This window comes from Polaromonas sp. YR568 (assembly GCF_943369675.1).
Lineage (GTDB): Bacteria > Pseudomonadota > Gammaproteobacteria > Burkholderiales > Burkholderiaceae_C > Polaromonas.
Window position 1 is genome coordinate 1 of sequence record NZ_CALROB020000036.1, and the last position, 16,317, is coordinate 16,317.

The window sequence follows — 16,317 nt, forward strand, 5'->3', positions numbered from 1 at the left end:
GTGTGCGTGCCGCACGAGCGGACCGCGCGTATCCAGGAAGTGCACCTTCTCGTCCTCCATTGCATTTGCGACGGTGTGGACACCCAGTTACTTGGCGACCAGGAGACCTCTGTATGAAATTTGTTCCGTTCAAACGGCTGGCTTTGGCCCTCATCACGACCACCGTGCTCGGCGGGGCCTTGACGGCCTGCTTTCCGCTGGTTGTGGGGGGCGTGGCCGGCGGCGCGTTCGTCGCGACCGACCGCCGCACCTCCGGCGCGCAGCTCGAAGACGAAGGCATAGAGCTGCGGGCCACCAGCCGCATCCGCAGCAACGTCGGCGAGCGCGTGCACGTCAACCTGACCAGCTACAACCGGCAGGTGTTGCTGACGGGCGAAGTGCCGAATGCCCAGGACAAGCAGCTGGTCGAGCAGATCGTGGCGCGCGTGGAGAACGTGAACTCCGTGGTCAACGACCTGGCCATCATGGGCAGTTCGACGCTGACGCAGCGCTCTTCCGACGTGCTGGTCACCGGCCGCGTCAAGGCCATGCTGGTGGATGCGCGTGACTTGTCTTCCAACGCCTTCAAGGTGATAACCGAGCGCGGCACGACCTACCTGATGGGCCGTGTCACGCAGCGCGAAGCCGACCGCGCCACCGACATCGTCCGCGGCACGCCCGGCGTGCAGAAGGTCATCCGCATTTTTGAAATCATCAGCGAAGAAGAACTGGCCCGCATGCTGCCGGCCAAATCCGCCGCGCCGGCCGCCAATTCCAAGCCCGCGGGCGGCTGAAGCCACACAAAACAAAGCGGCTGCACCGGGTGACCGGTGCAGCCGCTTTTTCTTTGGAAAGTCACTGGTGTAAAGAGCCGCTCAGACAACCCAGCGAAGCGATCCGTGATCGCGCCGGGGTTTTACCCCTTCTCCCTCTGGGAGAAGGTGGGGATGAGGGCTGGCGGCGCTTGTGCCCGCTCAGCGTCTTTGAAGGCCGCTGCCCTCACCCTAGCCCTCTCCCCGGGGGAGAGGGGAAAAGAGGGGGACGGCGCCAGGAGGTTTTGTGAGTGGCTCTTACTTGAGGCGCTTGATGAGGCTTGAGGTATCCCAGCGCTGGCCGCCCATGGCTTGCACGTCCGCGTAGAACTGGTCAACGAGTGCGGTCACCGGCAGGCGGGCGCCGTTGCGTTTGGCTTCGTCCAGCACCAGGCCCAGGTCCTTGCGCATCCAGTCGACGGCAAAGCCGAAATCAAACTTGTCGGCCACCATGGTCTTGCCGCGGTTGTCGAGCTGCCAGCTTTGCGCCGCGCCCTTGCCGATCACGTCGAGCACCTGGTTCACGTCCAGCCCGGCCTTCTGGCCGAAGGCGACCGCTTCGCTCAGGCCTTGCACCAGCCCGGCGATGCAGATCTGGTTGACCATCTTGGTCAGCTGGCCCGCGCCGCTGGCGCCCATCAGCGTGAAGGCTTTGGAAAACGCCATGCCGGCCGGTTTGACGGCGTCAAAGGCTGCCGTGTCGCCGCCGCACATCACGGTGAGCGCGCCGTTTTGCGCGCCGGCCTGACCGCCCGACACCGGGGCGTCGATGAACTGCAGGCCCAGCTTGGCGGCGGCCGCGTAGAGTTCGCGCGCCACGTCGGCCGACGCCGTGGTGTGGTCGACAAAAATCGCGCCGGGTTTCATGCCGGCGAAAGCGCCGTCCGCGCCCAGCGTGACGGAGCGCAGGTCGTCGTCATTGCCGACGCAGCAAAACACGATGTCGGCGCCGGCCACGGCCAGGCGCGGCAGCGCGGCCTGCGCCGGCTTCGGGCTGGCGGCGAATTCGGCGACCCAGGCGGCCGCCTTGGCCGCGCTGCGGTTGTAGACCGTGACGCTGTGCCCGGCCAGCGCCAGGTGGCCCGCCATGGGATAGCCCATGACGCCCAGGCCCAGAAAGGCGAGCTGGCGGGGCGTGGAGGATTCGTAGGTTTTGGATGCGGTGCTGGACATGGTCGTGCCTGATGATGTGGGTGCGTGGAGACGAGGAAGGAAGGCGGAAGGCGGCCGCCGCCGGCGCGAGGCCGGCAGGCGGGCCGGCCTTAAACGATGGCGAAGTTTTCGGTGCCGGCGGCCAGGTCGGTCGACTTGGCGCGCTGCGAGTTGAGCTTGATCTGCAGGCGCAGGTCGTTCACCGAGTCGGCGTTGCGCAGCGCGTCTTCGTAGGTGATGAAGTGGCTCTCGAAGGCGTCGTACAGCGCCTGGTCGAAGGTCTGCATGCCCAGGTTGCGGCTTTTCTTCATGATCTCCTTGATCTCGGAGACTTCGCCCTTGAAGATGAGGTCGGAGATCAGCGGCGAATTGAGCATGACTTCGACCGCGGCAAAACGGCCCTTGCCGTCCTGCTTGGGCACCAGCCGCTGCGAGATCATGGCTTTCAGGTTGAGCGACAAGTCCATCAGCAACTGGGTGCGGCGCTCTTCGGGGAAAAAGTTGATCACGCGGTCCAGTGCCTGGTTGGCGCTGTTGGCGTGCAGCGTGGCCAGGCACAGGTGGCCGGTTTCGGCAAACGCGATGGCGTGTTCCATGGTCTCGCGGTCGCGGATTTCGCCCATCAGGATCACGTCGGGCGCCTGGCGCAGCGTGTTTTTCAGGGCCGCTTCCCAGCTGTCGGTGTCCAGGCCCACCTCGCGCTGCGTGATCACGCAGTTCTTGTGCGCGTGCACGAATTCCACCGGGTCTTCAATCGTGATGATGTGGCCGTAGGACTGCTCGTTGCGCCAGTCGACCATGGCCGCCAGCGTGGTGGATTTGCCGGAACCGGTGGCGCCGACCAGGATGGTCAGGCCGCGCTTGCTCATCACCACTTCCTTGAGCACCTGGGGAACGCCCAGCCCGTCGATGGTGGGCAGCACGGCCGGAATCGTCCGCATCACCATGCCGACCTTGCCCTGCTGGATGAAGGCGTTCACGCGGAAGCGGCCCACACCCGGCGGCGAAATCGCGAAATTGCATTCCTTGGTGCGCTCGAACTCGGCCGCCTGCTTGTCGTTCATGATGGAACGGGCCAGCGCCAGCGTGTGGCCGGCGTTCAGCGGCTGCGGCGAGACCTTGGTCACCTTGCCGTCCACCTTCATGGCCGGCGGGAAGTCGCCCGTGATGAACAGGTCGCTGCCATTGCGGCTGACCATGAGTTTCAGCAGGTCGTTGATGAATTTACTGGCCTGGTCGCGTTCCATGACATGTCCTTGTGCTGCAGCCCGGGGGCGGCGGGTTCGTTTCCCGTATTGAGTGCGGTTGGGGGTCTACCCTGGGAAGTTTTCCGGGATCTTGGCTTTGCCGCGAGCTTCTGCGGCCGATATGACATTGCGTTTGACCAGCTCGGTCAGGTTCTGGTCCAGCGTCTGCATGCCCACGCTGTTGCCGGTCTGGATGGAAGAGTACATCTGCGCGACCTTGGCTTCGCGGATCAAATTGCGGATGGCGCTGGTGCCCAGCATGATCTCGTGCGCCGCCACGCGGCCCGCGCCGTCCTTGGTCTTGCACAGCGTTTGCGAGATCACTGCCTGCAGCGACTCCGACAGCATGGAGCGGATCATTTCCTTTTCTTCGGCCGGGAACACGTCGATGATCCGGTCGATGGTCTTGGCGGCGCTGGAGGTGTGCAGCGTGCCGAAGACCAGGTGGCCGGTTTCAGCGGCCGACATGGCCAGGCGAATGGTTTCCAGGTCGCGCATTTCACCGACGAGGATGGCGTCCGGGTCTTCGCGCAGCGCGGATTTCAGCGCGGCGTTGAAGCTCAGGGTGTGCGGGCCGACCTCGCGCTGGTTGATCAGGCACTTCTTGGATTCGTGCACGAACTCGATCGGGTCTTCCACCGTGAGGATGTGGCCGTACTCGTTTTCGTTCAGGAAGTTGACCATGGCCGCCAGCGTGGTGGACTTGCCCGAACCCGTGGGGCCGGTGACCAGCACCATGCCGCGCGGCTTCATCGCCAGGTCGCCGAAAATCTTGGGCGCGTTGAGCTGCTCCAGCGTCAGGATCTTGGACGGGATGGTCCGCAGCACGGCGCCGGCGCCGCGGTTCTGGTTGAAGGCGTTGACACGGAAGCGGGCCAGCCCGTCGATTTCAAAGGAAAAGTCGACTTCGAGGAATTCTTCGTAGGTTTTGCGCTGGGTGTCGTTCATGATGTCGTACACCATGGCATGCACCTGCTTGTGGTCCAGCGGATCGATGTTGATGCGCCGCACGTCGCCGTGAACCCGGATCATGGGCGGCAGGCCGGCCGATAAGTGCAAGTCAGACGCCTTGTTCTTGACGCTAAAAGCCAGCAGCTGCGTGATATCCATCCCGGGGCCCTTTGAAAATGGTTTTCAAACTAAGTTTACAGTTCGATTATGACCACGATTGTGCGCAATCTCCAGCTAGTCCGTGACCGTATCACCACGGCCTGCGTCGCCGCCGGGCGGAACCCGGCCACCGTACGTCTGCTGGTTGTATCCAAAACCTTCGGCGCCGAAGCCGTGGCCGAGGCCGCCTCGGACGGCCAGCGCGCCTTCGGCGAAAACTACATCGCCGAGGGCGTGGAGAAGATCCTCGCGCTGCGGCAGCAGGCGGACGTGCCGGCGCTGGAGTGGCATTGCATAGGCCCTGTGCAAAGCAACAAGACCCGCCTGGTGGCCGAACACTTTGACTGGGTGCAGTCGGTGGACCGCCTGAAGATCGCCCAGCGCCTGAGCGAGCAGCGGCCGGCGGACCTGCCGCCGCTGCAGATCTGCCTGCAGGTGAATGTCGACGGCGGCGCCAACAAGTCCGGCCTGGCGCCGACCGAGGTCCAGGCGCTGGCGCTGGAAGTCGCACAGCTGCCGCGCCTGGTCTTGCGCGGCCTGATGGCGATCCCCGAGCCCGCCGCCGATTTCGACGCGGCCTGCGAGCTGCACGCCAGGAGCAAGGTCATCTTTGATGCGGTCAACGCTTCGGGTGTCTTGCCGTCACCGATGGATACCTTGTCGCTGGGTATGACGGCGGACCTGGAAGCTGCCATTCATGCGGGCAGCACCATGGTGCGCGTGGGCACGGCCATATTTGGAAAAAGATGAGCCCCCACGCTTTTCACTTCGCCTTCGGCTCCGTGTAATGCGCGAGGCCTTGCAGGCCGCGGCTCGCGAGACGCTTCGCCTCTGTCGCCCGTCCAAGCCTGCGCAGGCAGGCTTGGAGCCGCGGGCTCCAGCCCCTCGGGGGCCGCTGCGCCTGAGGCCCGGCAAAGCCGGTTCCTCGGCCCCTGCTGGTGAAGAGAGTTTCTCTTCCGTCTATTTTTTCGGGGGACTCATGGGTTTGATGGCCCCGCAATCAGCCGACAGCCATTTGCCCGAGGAATCCATGCTCATCTTCTCGGGCTTGCCCTTGACGGTGGTCGTGGTGTTCATCTTCATCGTGTAGGCGGTGTCGCCAGAGAAGGTCATCACGCCTTCGCCGCTGGAAGGCGGCTGCGTGCAGACATAGGAAAACTTCATGGTGTTGCCGCTGCGCGGCGACTGGGTGGTCTTGCAATCGCCTTGCTGCTGCTGCGGCAGTTCATTGCGCTCGGCCATTTCCTTGGTGAGGCAGGTCTTCATGCTCATACCGCCGCCGCTGGAGCTTCCCATCGACACCCCTTGCTTGGCCATCATGTCCTGCATCTGCTTGCGCTGCTCGGGCGGCATGCCGGCCAGCTGCTTTTCCATGTTGGCCATGGCTTTTTCCATCTCGCCCGAGGACGACTGCATTTTGGTGTTGATCTCCCACAGGCCCGGTTTGGTGCTCTGGGCGTTGGCGCCGGTGGCCATGGCCAGGGTCAATGTGGCCAGCAAGGTGAGGCAATGTTTCATGGGCATTCCTGTTGAAGGGCAAATGGCTGAAGGGGACGGCTGAAGGGGAAAGCTCGCATTATTGCCAGCGGGCGCCGCTTGGCAAGCGCAGCGAGGGGTTTACACGCCCAGCGCGAGCCGGGTGGTATTTTTCACCTCTTCCATCACCGCATAGGTGCGGGTTTCGCGCACGCCCGGCAGCTGCCACAGCACGGTGCCGGCAAAAGAGCGGTAGGCCGCCATATCGGCCATGCGGGTCTTGAGCAGGTAGTCGAAGCCGCCGGCCACCATGTGGCACTCGGTGATTTCATGGTGCACCTGCACCGCCGCCTTGAAGGCCTCGAAGACGTTGGGCGTGGTGCGGTCCAGCAGCACCTCGACAAACACCATCATCCCGGCGCCCAGCTTGAGCGGGTTCAGCAGGGCCTCATAACCCAGGATGTAGCCGTCGCGGCTCAGGCGCTGCACGCGTGCCAGCACGGCGGTCGGCGACAGGGCCACGCTTTCGGCCAGCTTGAGGTTGGAAATGCGGCCGTCCTGCTGCAGAACATTCAGGATTTTGAGGTCAATGCGGTCAATTTCTGGCGAGGCTTCAAACATGACTAGTGAATTATTCGGTTAATTGTTCAAATTTAGCGGGAAATTCGGCATTATTCAATGGAGCATCGCTTCATCAACTGAATTTCCGCCACAAACCGTGAAACCCCTCCATGGAGTCCCTGATGTTCGCCTCTCCGCGCCTGCCCTTTCCCTACCGCCCTGAAGCCGACGTCGTGGCCAGCCAGCTCAGTGGTCTGGCCGGCGCACTGGACTGGGCCGCCGCGGCGCATTCGGCCCAGCCCTGGGTGCAGGCCGTGCGCGACAACCCGCCGCCCTTCTGGGCCATGGAAAGCCTGCTCAAGGAGTACCCGATTTCCAGCGCCGAAGGCCTGGCCCTGATGCGCCTGGCCGAAGCCCTGCTGCGCGTGCCCGACGCCGAAACGGCGATTGCGCTGACGGCCGACCAGCTGGGGCGCGCCGATTTTGACGGCGCCGGTGACGGCGTGATGGCGCGGCTGTCGGCGTCGGCCATCTCCATGTCCAAGATGTTTTTGCCAGAAGGCGGCCAACCCAATCTGATGAGCAAGCTCGGCGCGCGCACCGTCGTGGCCGCCACCTTGCGCGCCGTGCAATTGCTGGGCCGCCAGTTCGTGCTGGGCCAGACGATTGCCGACGCCATGGGCGAGGCCGACGACAGCCGCAAAAAAATCCCCAACCTGCGTTTCAGCTACGACATGCTGGGCGAGGGCGCGCGCACAGATGCCGACGCGCTGCGCTACCTGGCCAGCTACACGAATGCCATCCAGGCCATCGCCGACGGCGCGAATGCGACAGGCGCCACGGAAAAAAACGACGGCATCTCCATCAAGCTCAGCGCGCTGCACCCGCGTTATGAAGACGCCCAGCGCGAACGCGTGATGGCCGAGCTGGTGCCGCGCGTCTGGGGCCTGTGCGAGCTGTCGGCCCGGGCCAACATCAACCTCACGATTGACGCCGAGGAAGTCGACCGGCTCGAACTCTCGCTCGATGTGTTTGAGGCGCTGGCCGCCTTGGTGGCGCAGCACCACCCCCAGTGGCAGGGCTTCGGCCTGGCTATGCAGGCCTACCAGACGCGTGCGCTGGACCTGATCGGCCATGTCACTGCCATCGCCCGCAAGTACAAGCTGCGCCTGATGTGCCGCCTGGTCAAGGGCGCGTACTGGGATTCGGAAATCAAGCGCGCGCAGGAGATGGGCCTGCCGCACTACCCGGTCTTCACGCACAAGCACCACACCGACGTGTCTTACCTGGCCTGCGCGCAAGCGCTGCTGGCCGCGCCCGATGCGATCTACCCGCAGTTCGCCGGCCACAACGCCGCGACCATCGCCGCGATTTTGCAGATGGCTTCGCGCAACGCCGTGCCGTTCGAGCTGCAGCGCCTGCACGGCATGGGCGAGGGCGTGTTCCGCGAGGTGCTGAAGAACCCGCTGATCAGCTGCCGCGTCTATGCCCCTGTGGGCGCGCACCGCGACCTGCTGGCCTACCTGGTGCGCCGCCTGCTGGAGAACGGCGCCAACTCTTCTTTTGTGCACCAGCTCGCCGACGAGTCGGTCGGTATGGGCGAATTGCTGACCTCGCCGCTGCGCCTGGAGCCCGACGCCTCGCTGCCGCTGCCGCCCGCGCTTTACGGCCCCGGCCGCGCCAATAGCGTGGGGCTGGACCTCACGGTTGAAAGCATGCGCACGCCGTTGCTGGCCGCGCTGGCCACCACGCCGGTGCCGGTGGTGCCGGAATTTGATGCCGCTCGCGCCGCCGACCTGGCAGGCAAAGGCGCCGGCGCTTACCAGCAGTGGAGCAAGGTGAACGTGGCTGAACGCGCCGCCGTCCTGCGCCGCAGCGCCGACGCGATGGAAGGGCAGATGCCGAAGTTCTGCGCGTTGCTGGTCAAGGAGGCCTTCAAGACCTGGGGCGACGCGGTGTCGGAAGTGCGCGAGGCCGTGGACTTCCTGCGCTATTACGCCAACGAGGCCGAGCGCATCATGCGGCCGGTGGCGCTGCCCGGTCCGACCGGCGAGACCAACGAGCTGCGGCTCACCGCGCGCGGCGTCTGGGTCTGCATCAGCCCCTGGAATTTCCCGCTGGCCATCTTCACCGGCCAGGTTGCGGCGGCCCTCGCCACCGGCAACGCGGTACTGGCCAAGCCCGCCGAGCAGACGCCTGGCATTGCCTGGGAGGCCGTGAAGCTGCTGCACGAAGCCGGCGTGCCCGAAGGCGCGCTGCAACTCGCGCACGGCCCCGGCGACACGGTGGGTGCGGCGCTGGTGGCGGCGCCGCATATCGCCGGTGTGGTGTTCACCGGCTCCACGCAGGTCGCGAAGATCATCAACCGCGCGCTCGCCGCCAAGGACGGCCCCATCGTCCCGCTGATCGCCGAGACCGGCGGCATCAACGCCATGCTGGTCGACAGCACGGCCCTGCCCGAGCAGGTGGCCGACGCGGTGGTGCAAAGCGCGTTCCGTTCCGCCGGTCAGCGCTGCTCGGCGCTGCGCCTGCTGTGCGTGCATGAAGGCATTGCCGACCACGTGATCGACATGATCAAGGGCGCCGCGCAGGAACTGGTGGCCGGCGAAACCGCCGAGCTCGCCACCGACGTCGGCCCGGTGATCGATGCGGAAGCTTTTGACAACATCCAGAAGCACTTGCAGCGATTGAACTCAAGCGCCAAGCCGCTGGTCACTTCGGCGGAGCGCAAGCAGGCCGCATCCGGCCCGCTGGCCAACCTGATTGCGCCCGCGGCCTTTGAAGTGCGCAGCCTGGCCGACGTGAAAGACGAAATCTTCGGCCCCGTGCTCCAGGTGCTGCGCTGGGGCAGCGGCGATCTGAAGGACCCGCAAGCCGTGATCGCGCAGATCAACGCGCTGGGCTACGGCCTGACCTTGGGCATACAGACCCGCATCGATTCCCGCGCGCAGGCGCTGGCTGCGGCGGCCCACGTCGGCAATATCTATGTGAACCGCAACATGATCGGCGCGGTGGTGGGGGTGCAGCCGTTTGGTGGAGAGGGGCTCTCCGGGACTGGCCCCAAGGCCGGTGGGCCGCATTATCTTTATCGTTTCTGTGCTGAGCAGACGGTCACTGTGAATACGACAGCGGCTGGGGGGAATGCGGCTCTCCTTGCAGGAGGGGCTTGATGGTCGGGTCTTGCTCCGACTGGGCGCTTTCTTCTTGGTTCTGCTGGCCGGGGCGAGTCCCGGCCAGCAACCCAATGCAAAGGGCGAGGCGCGCAAGCCGGCGCAAGACCCGGCTCAAGCACCACTCTTCTCTTCCTTCGTCACCAACCAGATCCCATAACAAACCAACACCAACGCCACCCCATTTTTCCACTCAAGAAAGCTCTCATCCAGAAACACCGCCGACAACATGGTCCCGAAAATCGGCACCATGAAGTTGAAGACCGTGATCATGCTCACCCGGTTGTACTTCAGCAAAATCGTCCACAGCGAAAACGCGGCGGATGACAGCACGACCAGGTAGACCATCAGCAAGGTGGATTTGACGGTAAAGCCCGTCAGCGAACCGCCGGTGGCAAAGCCGATGAGCAGCAGCGCCAGGCCGCCAATCGCCAGCTGCCAGCCGGTCAGCACCACCGAGTCCACGCGCTGCGACACCTTCTTGCCGTAGATGCTGGCGGCTGAGAGCACAAAGGCGGCGATCACCACAAAGCCCTCGCCCAGCAGCGTGAAGTCGAAGCTCAGCAAACCTTCGCTGAAGTTCACCACCATCACGCCGGCGAAACCCACGACGCAGCCCAGCACCTTGTTGAAGCTGAGTCTGTCGTTCTTGTAGATGTAATGCGCCAGCAGCACGCTGAAAAAAGTGCCGGTGGCGTTCATGATGGAACTCTTCACGCCGGTGGCATAGGCCAGGCCGATGTAGAAGAACACGTACTGGACGCTGGTCTGCGTCAGGCCCACCAGCGTGACCTGGCCGAAGGTGCGGCGGTCCAGCTGGAATACCGGCTTGCGGCTGAGGAGGGCGAACACCAGCAGCGCCAGGCCGGCAAAAATAAAACGCCAGCCCGCGAACACCAGCTTGGAGGGGATGTCGTTGGCCGCGATGTGGAACAGCGCATAACCGTTCTTGATCGCCGGGTAGGCGCTGCCCCACAGCAGGCAGCACAGCGAGGCCAGCAGGAAAACAACTTTGCGTTGGGTGAAAAACGTGGAGCTGTTCAAAACCGGGGTCCCATGAAAAAGAGAGGGTGAAAAGAAAAGCGTGACCCTGGAGCCCAGAGCTGCTCACAAAACCCAGCGAAGCGGTCCTGGCCAGGCGCGACGCCGCAGACAGTGCTCCGGCACGGCAAGGCGGCTGCAACAACGCCAGGAGGGTTTCTGAGCGGCTCTAAAGCAGGCGGGCCAGGTAGCGGCCGGTGTGGCTGGCCGGGTTGGCCGCGATGTCTTCCGGCGTGCCCACGCCCACCACGGTGCCGCCGCCGGCGCCCCCTTCGGGGCCCATGTCGATGAGCCAGTCGGCCGTCTTGATGACGTCCAGGTTGTGCTCGATCACCACAATCGTGTTGCCCGCGTCGCGCAGCTGGTGCAGCACCTTGAGCAGCAGGTCGATGTCGGCGAAGTGCAGGCCGGTGGTCGGCTCGTCGAGGATGTAGAGCGTGCGGCCGGTGTCACGCTTGCTCAGCTCCAGCGCGAGCTTGACGCGCTGCGCCTCGCCGCCCGACAGCGTGGTCGCGGCCTGGCCCAGCTTGATATAGGACAGGCCCACGTCGAGCAGGGTGTGCAGCTTGCGCGCGATGACGGGCACAGCCTTGAAGAACTCGGCCGCGACCTCGACCGTGAGGTCCAGGATCTGCGCGATGTTTTTGCCCTTGTACTGGACTTCCAGCGTCTCGCGGTTGTAGCGCATGCCCTTGCAGACGTCGCAGGGCACGTACACGTCGGGCAGAAAGTGCATCTCGACCTTGACCACGCCGTCTCCCTGGCAGGCTTCGCAGCGGCCGCCGGCGACGTTGAAGGAAAAGCGTCCCGCGCCGTAGCCGCGTTCGCGCGCCGTGTTCATCTCGGCCATCAGCTCGCGTATCGGCGTGAACAGGCCCGTGTAGGTGGCCGGGTTGCTGCGCGGCGTGCGGCCTATCGGCGACTGGTCGACGTTGATGACCTTGTCGAAATGCTCTATGCCTTCAATCGATTCATGCGCGGCGGGCTCTTCATGCGCGCGGTACAGCGTGCGCGCCACGGCGGCATACAGCGTGTCGTTGACCAGCGTGGACTTGCCCGAGCCGGAAACGCCGGTCACGCAAGTGAGCAAGCCCACCGGGAACTCGACGCTCACACCCTTCAGGTTGTGGCCGGTGGCGTTGATGACGCGCAGCGCCTGCATCTCGCCCAGCGTGGCCTGGTGCACGGCTTCGCGCGCGGCGCGGCGTTCGGCGGCCGGGCTCTGCGGAAAGCGCGAGACTTTTTTCTTCTCGGTGGCGTCCACCGCCTTCACCGTCGGCAGCCAGGGTGTGCGGCGTTGGGGCACGGCGATCTTCAGCGTCTGCGCCAGGTACTTGCCCGTCAGCGAATCGGGGTTGTTCTTGACCTCGTCGAACGTGCCCTGGGCCATCACGCGCCCGCCGTGGATGCCGGCGCCCGGGCCCATGTCGATGACGTGGTCGGCCGCGCGGATCATGTCCTCGTCGTGCTCGACCACCAGCACGCTGTTGCCGATGTCGCGCAAATGCTTGAGCGTGCCGATCAGGCGGTCGTTGTCGCGCTGGTGCAGGCCTATGCTGGGCTCGTCGAGCACGTACATCACGCCGGTCAGGCCGGAGCCTATCTGCGAGGCCAGGCGTATGCGCTGCGACTCGCCGCCCGACAGCGTTTCGGCGCTGCGGTCCAGGCTCAGGTAATTGAGGCCCACGTCGTTGAGGAACTTCAGGCGCAGGCCGATTTCACGCACCACCTTGGCGGCGATCTCGGCCTTGGCGCCTTCCATCTTGAGGACGCTGAAATACTCAAAACTTTCGCGCAGCGTGGCGTGGCTGATCTCGTAGATGGCCTTGCGTTCGGGCTTGGCGCCGCCCTCGGGCGCGCTCACCAAATAGACGTGGCGCGCCTCGGTGCGCAGGCGCGTGCCTTCGCAGTCGGGGCAGGGCTGCACGCTGCGGTAGCGCGCCAGTTCCTCGCGCACGGCGGCCGAATCGGTCTCGCGGTAGCGGCGCTCGAAGTTGGTGATCACGCCTTCGAAGGGGTGTTTCTTGCTGATCTTCTTGCCGGCGAAATTGCCCGAGTCCATCACGTAGCTGAACTTGATTTCCTCGTCGCCCGAGCCGTGCAGCACGACCTGCCGCACGTTGTCGGGCAGGTCTTCAAAGGCCGTGTCGATGTTGAACTTGTAATGCTTGGCCAGGCTTTCCAGCATCGAGAAGTAATAGCCGTTGCGCCTGTCCCAGCCCTTGACGGCGCCGCTGGCCAGGCTCAGCGAGGGAAAGGCCACGACGCGCGCCGGGTCGAAGAATTCCATGTGGCCCAGGTCGTCGCAGGTCGGGCAGGCGCCCACCGGCGAATTGAAGGAGAAGAGCCGTGGCTCCATCTCGCTGAGCGAATAGTCGCAGACCGGGCAGGAGAACTTCGCGCTGAACAGGTGTTCCTTGCCGGTGTCCATCTCCAGCGCAATCGCCTTGCCGTCGGCCAGGCGCAGCGCGGCTTCAAAACTTTCGGCCAGGCGCTGCTGCAAATCGGCGCGCACCTTGATGCGGTCTATGACCACGTCGATGTTGTGCTTCTCGGTTTTCTTGAGCTTGGGCAGGTCGTCGAACTCATAGGCCGTGCCGTCGACGCGAAAGCGCACATAGCCTTGCGACTGCATCTCGGCGAAGACGTCGACGAACTCGCCTTTGCGGTCGCGCGCCACCGGCGCCAGGATCATCAGCTTGGTGTCTTCCGGCAGGGCCAGCACGGTATCGACCATCTCGCTGACGCTTTGCGCCTGCAGCGGCAAATCGTGGATCGGGCAGAACGGCGTGCCGGCGCGCGCGAACAGCAGGCGCAGGTAATCGTGGATTTCGGTCACCGTTCCCACGGTGGAGCGCGGGTTGTGCGAGGTGGCCTTCTGTTCGATGGAAATCGCCGGCGACAGGCCCTCGATCATGTCCACGTCGGGCTTGTCCATCAGCTGCAAAAACTGCCGCGCGTAGGTCGACAGACTTTCAACGTAACGGCGCTGGCCCTCGGCGTACAGCGTGTCGAAGGCCAGGCTGGACTTGCCCGAGCCGCTCAAGCCGGTGATCACCACCAGCTGGTTGCGCGGGATGTCCAGGTCTATGTTCTTGAGGTTGTGGGTGCGCGCGCCGCGGATGCTGATGCGCTGGGCCGCCAGGGCTTGCGCCAGGTAGCGGCCCGCGGGCTCGGCCACGTGCCGGCCCTCGGCCGCAAGAGCCGCTTCAGCGGCTTCGGGAGAGAGGTATTTGCCGTCGGTGGAGGAGTTCACTATGTGGGGCGCCGCAAAACCCTCCATCATAGACGGATGCGGATTTTCCGGCATCCGCCGGTGTACTCCCCGGCGATAGGGATCCAGGGCGTGTTGGCGCTTTCCCCTGTTCTTCCCGGCTTCCCCGGCGGGCGGGGCGCCAATTCAAAGACAATAGGCGCTCCGGCCGTGGATTCGCGGCACAGGCTTCCGACCCCTTTCTCCTATCCCTCTCCACCGACCGTGCCGCCAGCCTCCTCCGCCCTGCCTTCCTATCCCATGACCGCCACCGAGCGGCGCGCCAGCGCCTCGCTGGCGTCTATTTTTGCGCTGCGCATGCTGGGCCTGTTCCTGGTGCTGCCGGTGTTCGCGCTGGAAGCGGCCAGATATCCCGGGGGCGACGATCCGGCGCGTGTCGGCCTGGCCATGGGCATTTACGGGCTGACGCAGGGAATCCTGCAAATCCCCTTCGGCATCGCCTCGGACTGGTGGGGCCGCAAGCGGGTGATCATTTCCGGCCTGGTGATTTTTGCCCTGGGCAGCTTTATCGCGGCCTGGGCGCCCGATTTGAACTGGCTGGTCGCCGGCCGCGCGCTGCAGGGCGCCGGCGCCATTTCGGCCGCCGTGACCGCGCTGCTGGCCGACTCCACACGCGATGAGGTCCGCACCAAAGCCATGGCGCTCGTGGGCGGCAGCATCGCGCTGATGTTCGCGCTCTCGCTGGTCATCGCGCCGCTGCTGGTGTCTCATATCGGCCTGCACGGCTTGTTTGCCCTGACCGGCGGGCTGGCGCTGGCCGGCATCGCGGTGGTCGCCTGGTGGGTGCCGCCCGAGCCGGTGGAGCATGTGAACCGCCCGCGCGGCAGCGTGCTGGAGGTCCTCAAAAACCCGGCCCTGCTGCGCCTGGATGCCGGCGTCTTCATCCTGCATGCGGTGCAACTGGCCATGTGGGTGGCGATCCCGGCGCTGCTGGTGGACGCCGGGCTGGACAAGGCCAGGCACTGGCAGGTCTACCTGCCGGCGGTGCTGGCCTCCTTCGTGGTGATGGGCGCGGTGCTGTTCCCGCTGGAGCGGCGCGGCTACCTGCGGGCCGTGTTCCTGGGCGCCGCGGCCCTGATTTTTGTGGTGCAGCTGGGCCTGCTGTGGGTGGCGCCCGCGGCCGCGGCGCCGCACGGCCTGGCCGGGCTGGCCGCCTTGCTCTTCCTGTTTTTCTGCGGTTTCAACGTGCTCGAAGCCACCCAGCCCAGCCTGGCCTCCCGCCTGGCGCCCGCGCATGCGCGCGGCGCGGCGCTGGGCGTCTACAACACGCTGCAATCGCTGGGCTTTTTCGCCGGCGGCGCCGTCGGCGGCTGGCTCACCAAGGCGCACGGCGCCCAGGGGCTTTTTGTGGTGTGCGGCGGCCTGATGCTGGTGTGGCTGCTGGTGGCCTGGCCCATGAAGGCGCCGGGGCGCCATGCCGCCCCGGCAGCCCCAGCCGGCGAGGCTTTGCCGGGCCGGCCAGTTAAACTGTGAGTTATTCATAAATAGCAGGGCCCGGCCCTGTAGATCAGCTCAGGAGAAACCTTATGGCATCCGTCAACAAAGTCATCGTCGTCGGCAATCTGGGCCGAGACCCCGAAATGCGCAGCTTCCCGAGCGGCGACCAGGTCGCCAACGTCACCATCGCCACCACCGACAAGTGGAAGGACAAACAGACCGGCGAAATGAAGGAAGCCACCGAATGGCACCGCGTGGTGTTCAACGGCCGCCTGGCCGAGATCGTCGGCCAGTACCTGCGCAAGGGCTCGCAGGTCTACGTCGAAGGCTCGCTGCGCACGCGCAAGTGGACCGACAAGGACGGCATCGAAAAATACACCACCGAAATCCGCGCCGACCAGATGCAGATGCTGGGCAGCCGCCAGGGCATGGGCGGCCCCGGCGGTGACGACGGCGGTGGCGGCGGCTACGAAGCCCCGCGCCAGTCGGCACCGGCGCGCGCGCCGGCCGCAGCCGCACCGCGCCAGGCCCCCGCAGCCTCCAAGGCGGCCAGCGGTTTTGACGATATGGATGACGACATCCCGTTTTAAGTCGGAAAATCAGGTCTTGATGACTGAAGCCCACTCTTCTCTCGAAGAGTGGGCTTTTTCTTTGGCTACAGGTTGATCAGCTCATGGCCTGACGGACCAGCAGCGTGTCCGTGAATTGCTCGAAGGCCGCGATTTTCTCGTCTTGCAGATGCCAGACGTGGGCCACGCGGGCCTGCATTTTCTTTCCCGTGGCGCGGTAAGTGCCGTGGTAGCTCCCCACCGCGACGATGTGGTCGCCACCGTCGATGAGGCTTTGCAGTTCGAAGCGATAGCCGATCCAGTCCCTGCCCAGCACGGCAAAGACGTTGTCGGCAACCGCTTGCGGGCCGGCCCACGTGCCCGCGCAGGGAAACCCCGCCATCTCGGTCCAGCGCACCTGCGGCGAAACATGGGCCATCATCTCGCCGACGTTTCCCTGCGCCGACGCCGCGTAGTGGGCACGGACGATGTCGATATTCGACATCATGG

Annotated in this window: 13 protein-coding genes and 1 pseudogene; 6 read left to right on the plus strand and 8 right to left on the minus strand. The window is 65.0% G+C overall.

Annotation, left to right across the window (positions count from 1 at the left end; translation table 11 throughout):
* Positions 1–117 (plus strand): annotated as a pseudogene (locus tag ACLV8F_RS18205) (phosphoheptose isomerase); the annotation flags it as partial.
* Positions 114–773: a BON domain-containing protein gene (locus ACLV8F_RS18210; RefSeq protein WP_411885613.1), complete on the plus strand. Its 660-nt coding sequence runs from the start codon at positions 114–116 to the stop codon at positions 771–773. The pseudogene ACLV8F_RS18205 and the gene ACLV8F_RS18210, both read left to right, overlap by 4 nt.
* A 276-nt stretch (positions 774–1,049) precedes the next feature.
* On the opposite strand, the gene ACLV8F_RS18215 is transcribed toward ACLV8F_RS18210, so the two are convergent.
* From ACLV8F_RS18215 to ACLV8F_RS18225, 3 genes are all read right to left on the minus strand, one after another.
* Positions 1,050–1,964 carry an NAD(P)-dependent oxidoreductase gene (locus ACLV8F_RS18215; RefSeq protein ID WP_411885614.1) on the minus strand — a complete coding sequence of 305 codons (915 nt, stop codon included), beginning with the start codon at positions 1,962–1,964 and terminating at the stop codon, positions 1,050–1,052.
* Between the two features lie 89 nt (positions 1,965–2,053).
* Positions 2,054–3,190, minus strand: a complete 1,137-nt coding sequence (locus ACLV8F_RS18220) for a PilT/PilU family type 4a pilus ATPase (RefSeq protein ID WP_411881644.1) — start codon at positions 3,188–3,190, stop codon at positions 2,054–2,056.
* A gap of 66 nt (positions 3,191–3,256) precedes the next feature.
* Entirely contained in the window at positions 3,257–4,300 is a 1,044-nt protein-coding gene (locus ACLV8F_RS18225) for a type IV pilus twitching motility protein PilT (protein ID WP_411885615.1), read from the minus strand.
* A gap of 48 nt (positions 4,301–4,348) precedes the next feature.
* Between ACLV8F_RS18225 and ACLV8F_RS18230 the strand changes: the two genes are divergently transcribed.
* Complete coding sequence (locus tag ACLV8F_RS18230) at positions 4,349–5,050, plus strand: YggS family pyridoxal phosphate-dependent enzyme (RefSeq protein WP_411885616.1); 702 nt, start codon at positions 4,349–4,351, stop codon at positions 5,048–5,050.
* A gap of 210 nt (positions 5,051–5,260) precedes the next feature.
* On the opposite strand, the gene ACLV8F_RS18235 is transcribed toward ACLV8F_RS18230, so the two are convergent.
* Both ACLV8F_RS18235 and ACLV8F_RS18240 read right to left on the minus strand, forming a co-directional pair.
* Positions 5,261–5,818, minus strand: a complete 558-nt coding sequence (locus ACLV8F_RS18235; RefSeq protein WP_411885617.1) for a DUF3617 domain-containing protein — start codon at positions 5,816–5,818, stop codon at positions 5,261–5,263.
* 99 nt (positions 5,819–5,917) lie between these two features.
* Positions 5,918–6,397 (minus strand): Lrp/AsnC ligand binding domain-containing protein, encoded by a 480-nt coding sequence (locus tag ACLV8F_RS18240; RefSeq protein ID WP_411885618.1) that lies wholly within the window; start codon positions 6,395–6,397, stop codon positions 5,918–5,920.
* Between the two features lie 122 nt (positions 6,398–6,519).
* Between ACLV8F_RS18240 and ACLV8F_RS18245 the strand changes: the two genes are divergently transcribed.
* Entirely contained in the window at positions 6,520–9,507 is a 2,988-nt protein-coding gene (locus ACLV8F_RS18245) for an L-glutamate gamma-semialdehyde dehydrogenase (RefSeq protein ID WP_411885619.1), read from the plus strand.
* A 114-nt stretch (positions 9,508–9,621) separates the two neighbouring features.
* Here ACLV8F_RS18245 and ACLV8F_RS18250 read toward each other — a convergent pair whose 3' ends face one another.
* Together ACLV8F_RS18250 and uvrA are read right to left on the minus strand one after the other, a co-directional pair.
* Positions 9,622–10,551, minus strand: coding sequence for a DMT family transporter (locus ACLV8F_RS18250; RefSeq protein ID WP_411885620.1), 930 nt, complete (start codon positions 10,549–10,551; stop codon positions 9,622–9,624).
* A gap of 166 nt (positions 10,552–10,717) precedes the next feature.
* A complete protein-coding gene (gene uvrA / locus ACLV8F_RS18255; protein WP_411885655.1) occupies positions 10,718–13,831 on the minus strand; it encodes an excinuclease ABC subunit UvrA in 3,114 nt (1,037 codons plus the stop codon).
* A gap of 231 nt (positions 13,832–14,062) precedes the next feature.
* On the opposite strand from uvrA, the gene ACLV8F_RS18260 reads away from it, so the two are divergent.
* Both ACLV8F_RS18260 and ssb read left to right on the plus strand, forming a co-directional pair.
* A complete protein-coding gene (locus ACLV8F_RS18260) occupies positions 14,063–15,295 on the plus strand; it encodes an MFS transporter (protein WP_411885656.1) in 1,233 nt (410 codons plus the stop codon).
* A gap of 53 nt (positions 15,296–15,348) precedes the next feature.
* Positions 15,349–15,849 (plus strand): single-stranded DNA-binding protein, encoded by a 501-nt coding sequence (ssb, locus tag ACLV8F_RS18265; protein WP_411885621.1) that lies wholly within the window; start codon positions 15,349–15,351, stop codon positions 15,847–15,849.
* A gap of 76 nt (positions 15,850–15,925) precedes the next feature.
* On the opposite strand, the gene ACLV8F_RS18270 is transcribed toward ssb, so the two are convergent.
* Complete coding sequence (locus ACLV8F_RS18270; RefSeq protein ID WP_411885622.1) at positions 15,926–16,315, minus strand: nuclear transport factor 2 family protein; 390 nt, start codon at positions 16,313–16,315, stop codon at positions 15,926–15,928.
* Between the last annotated feature and the right edge of the window lie 2 nt (positions 16,316–16,317).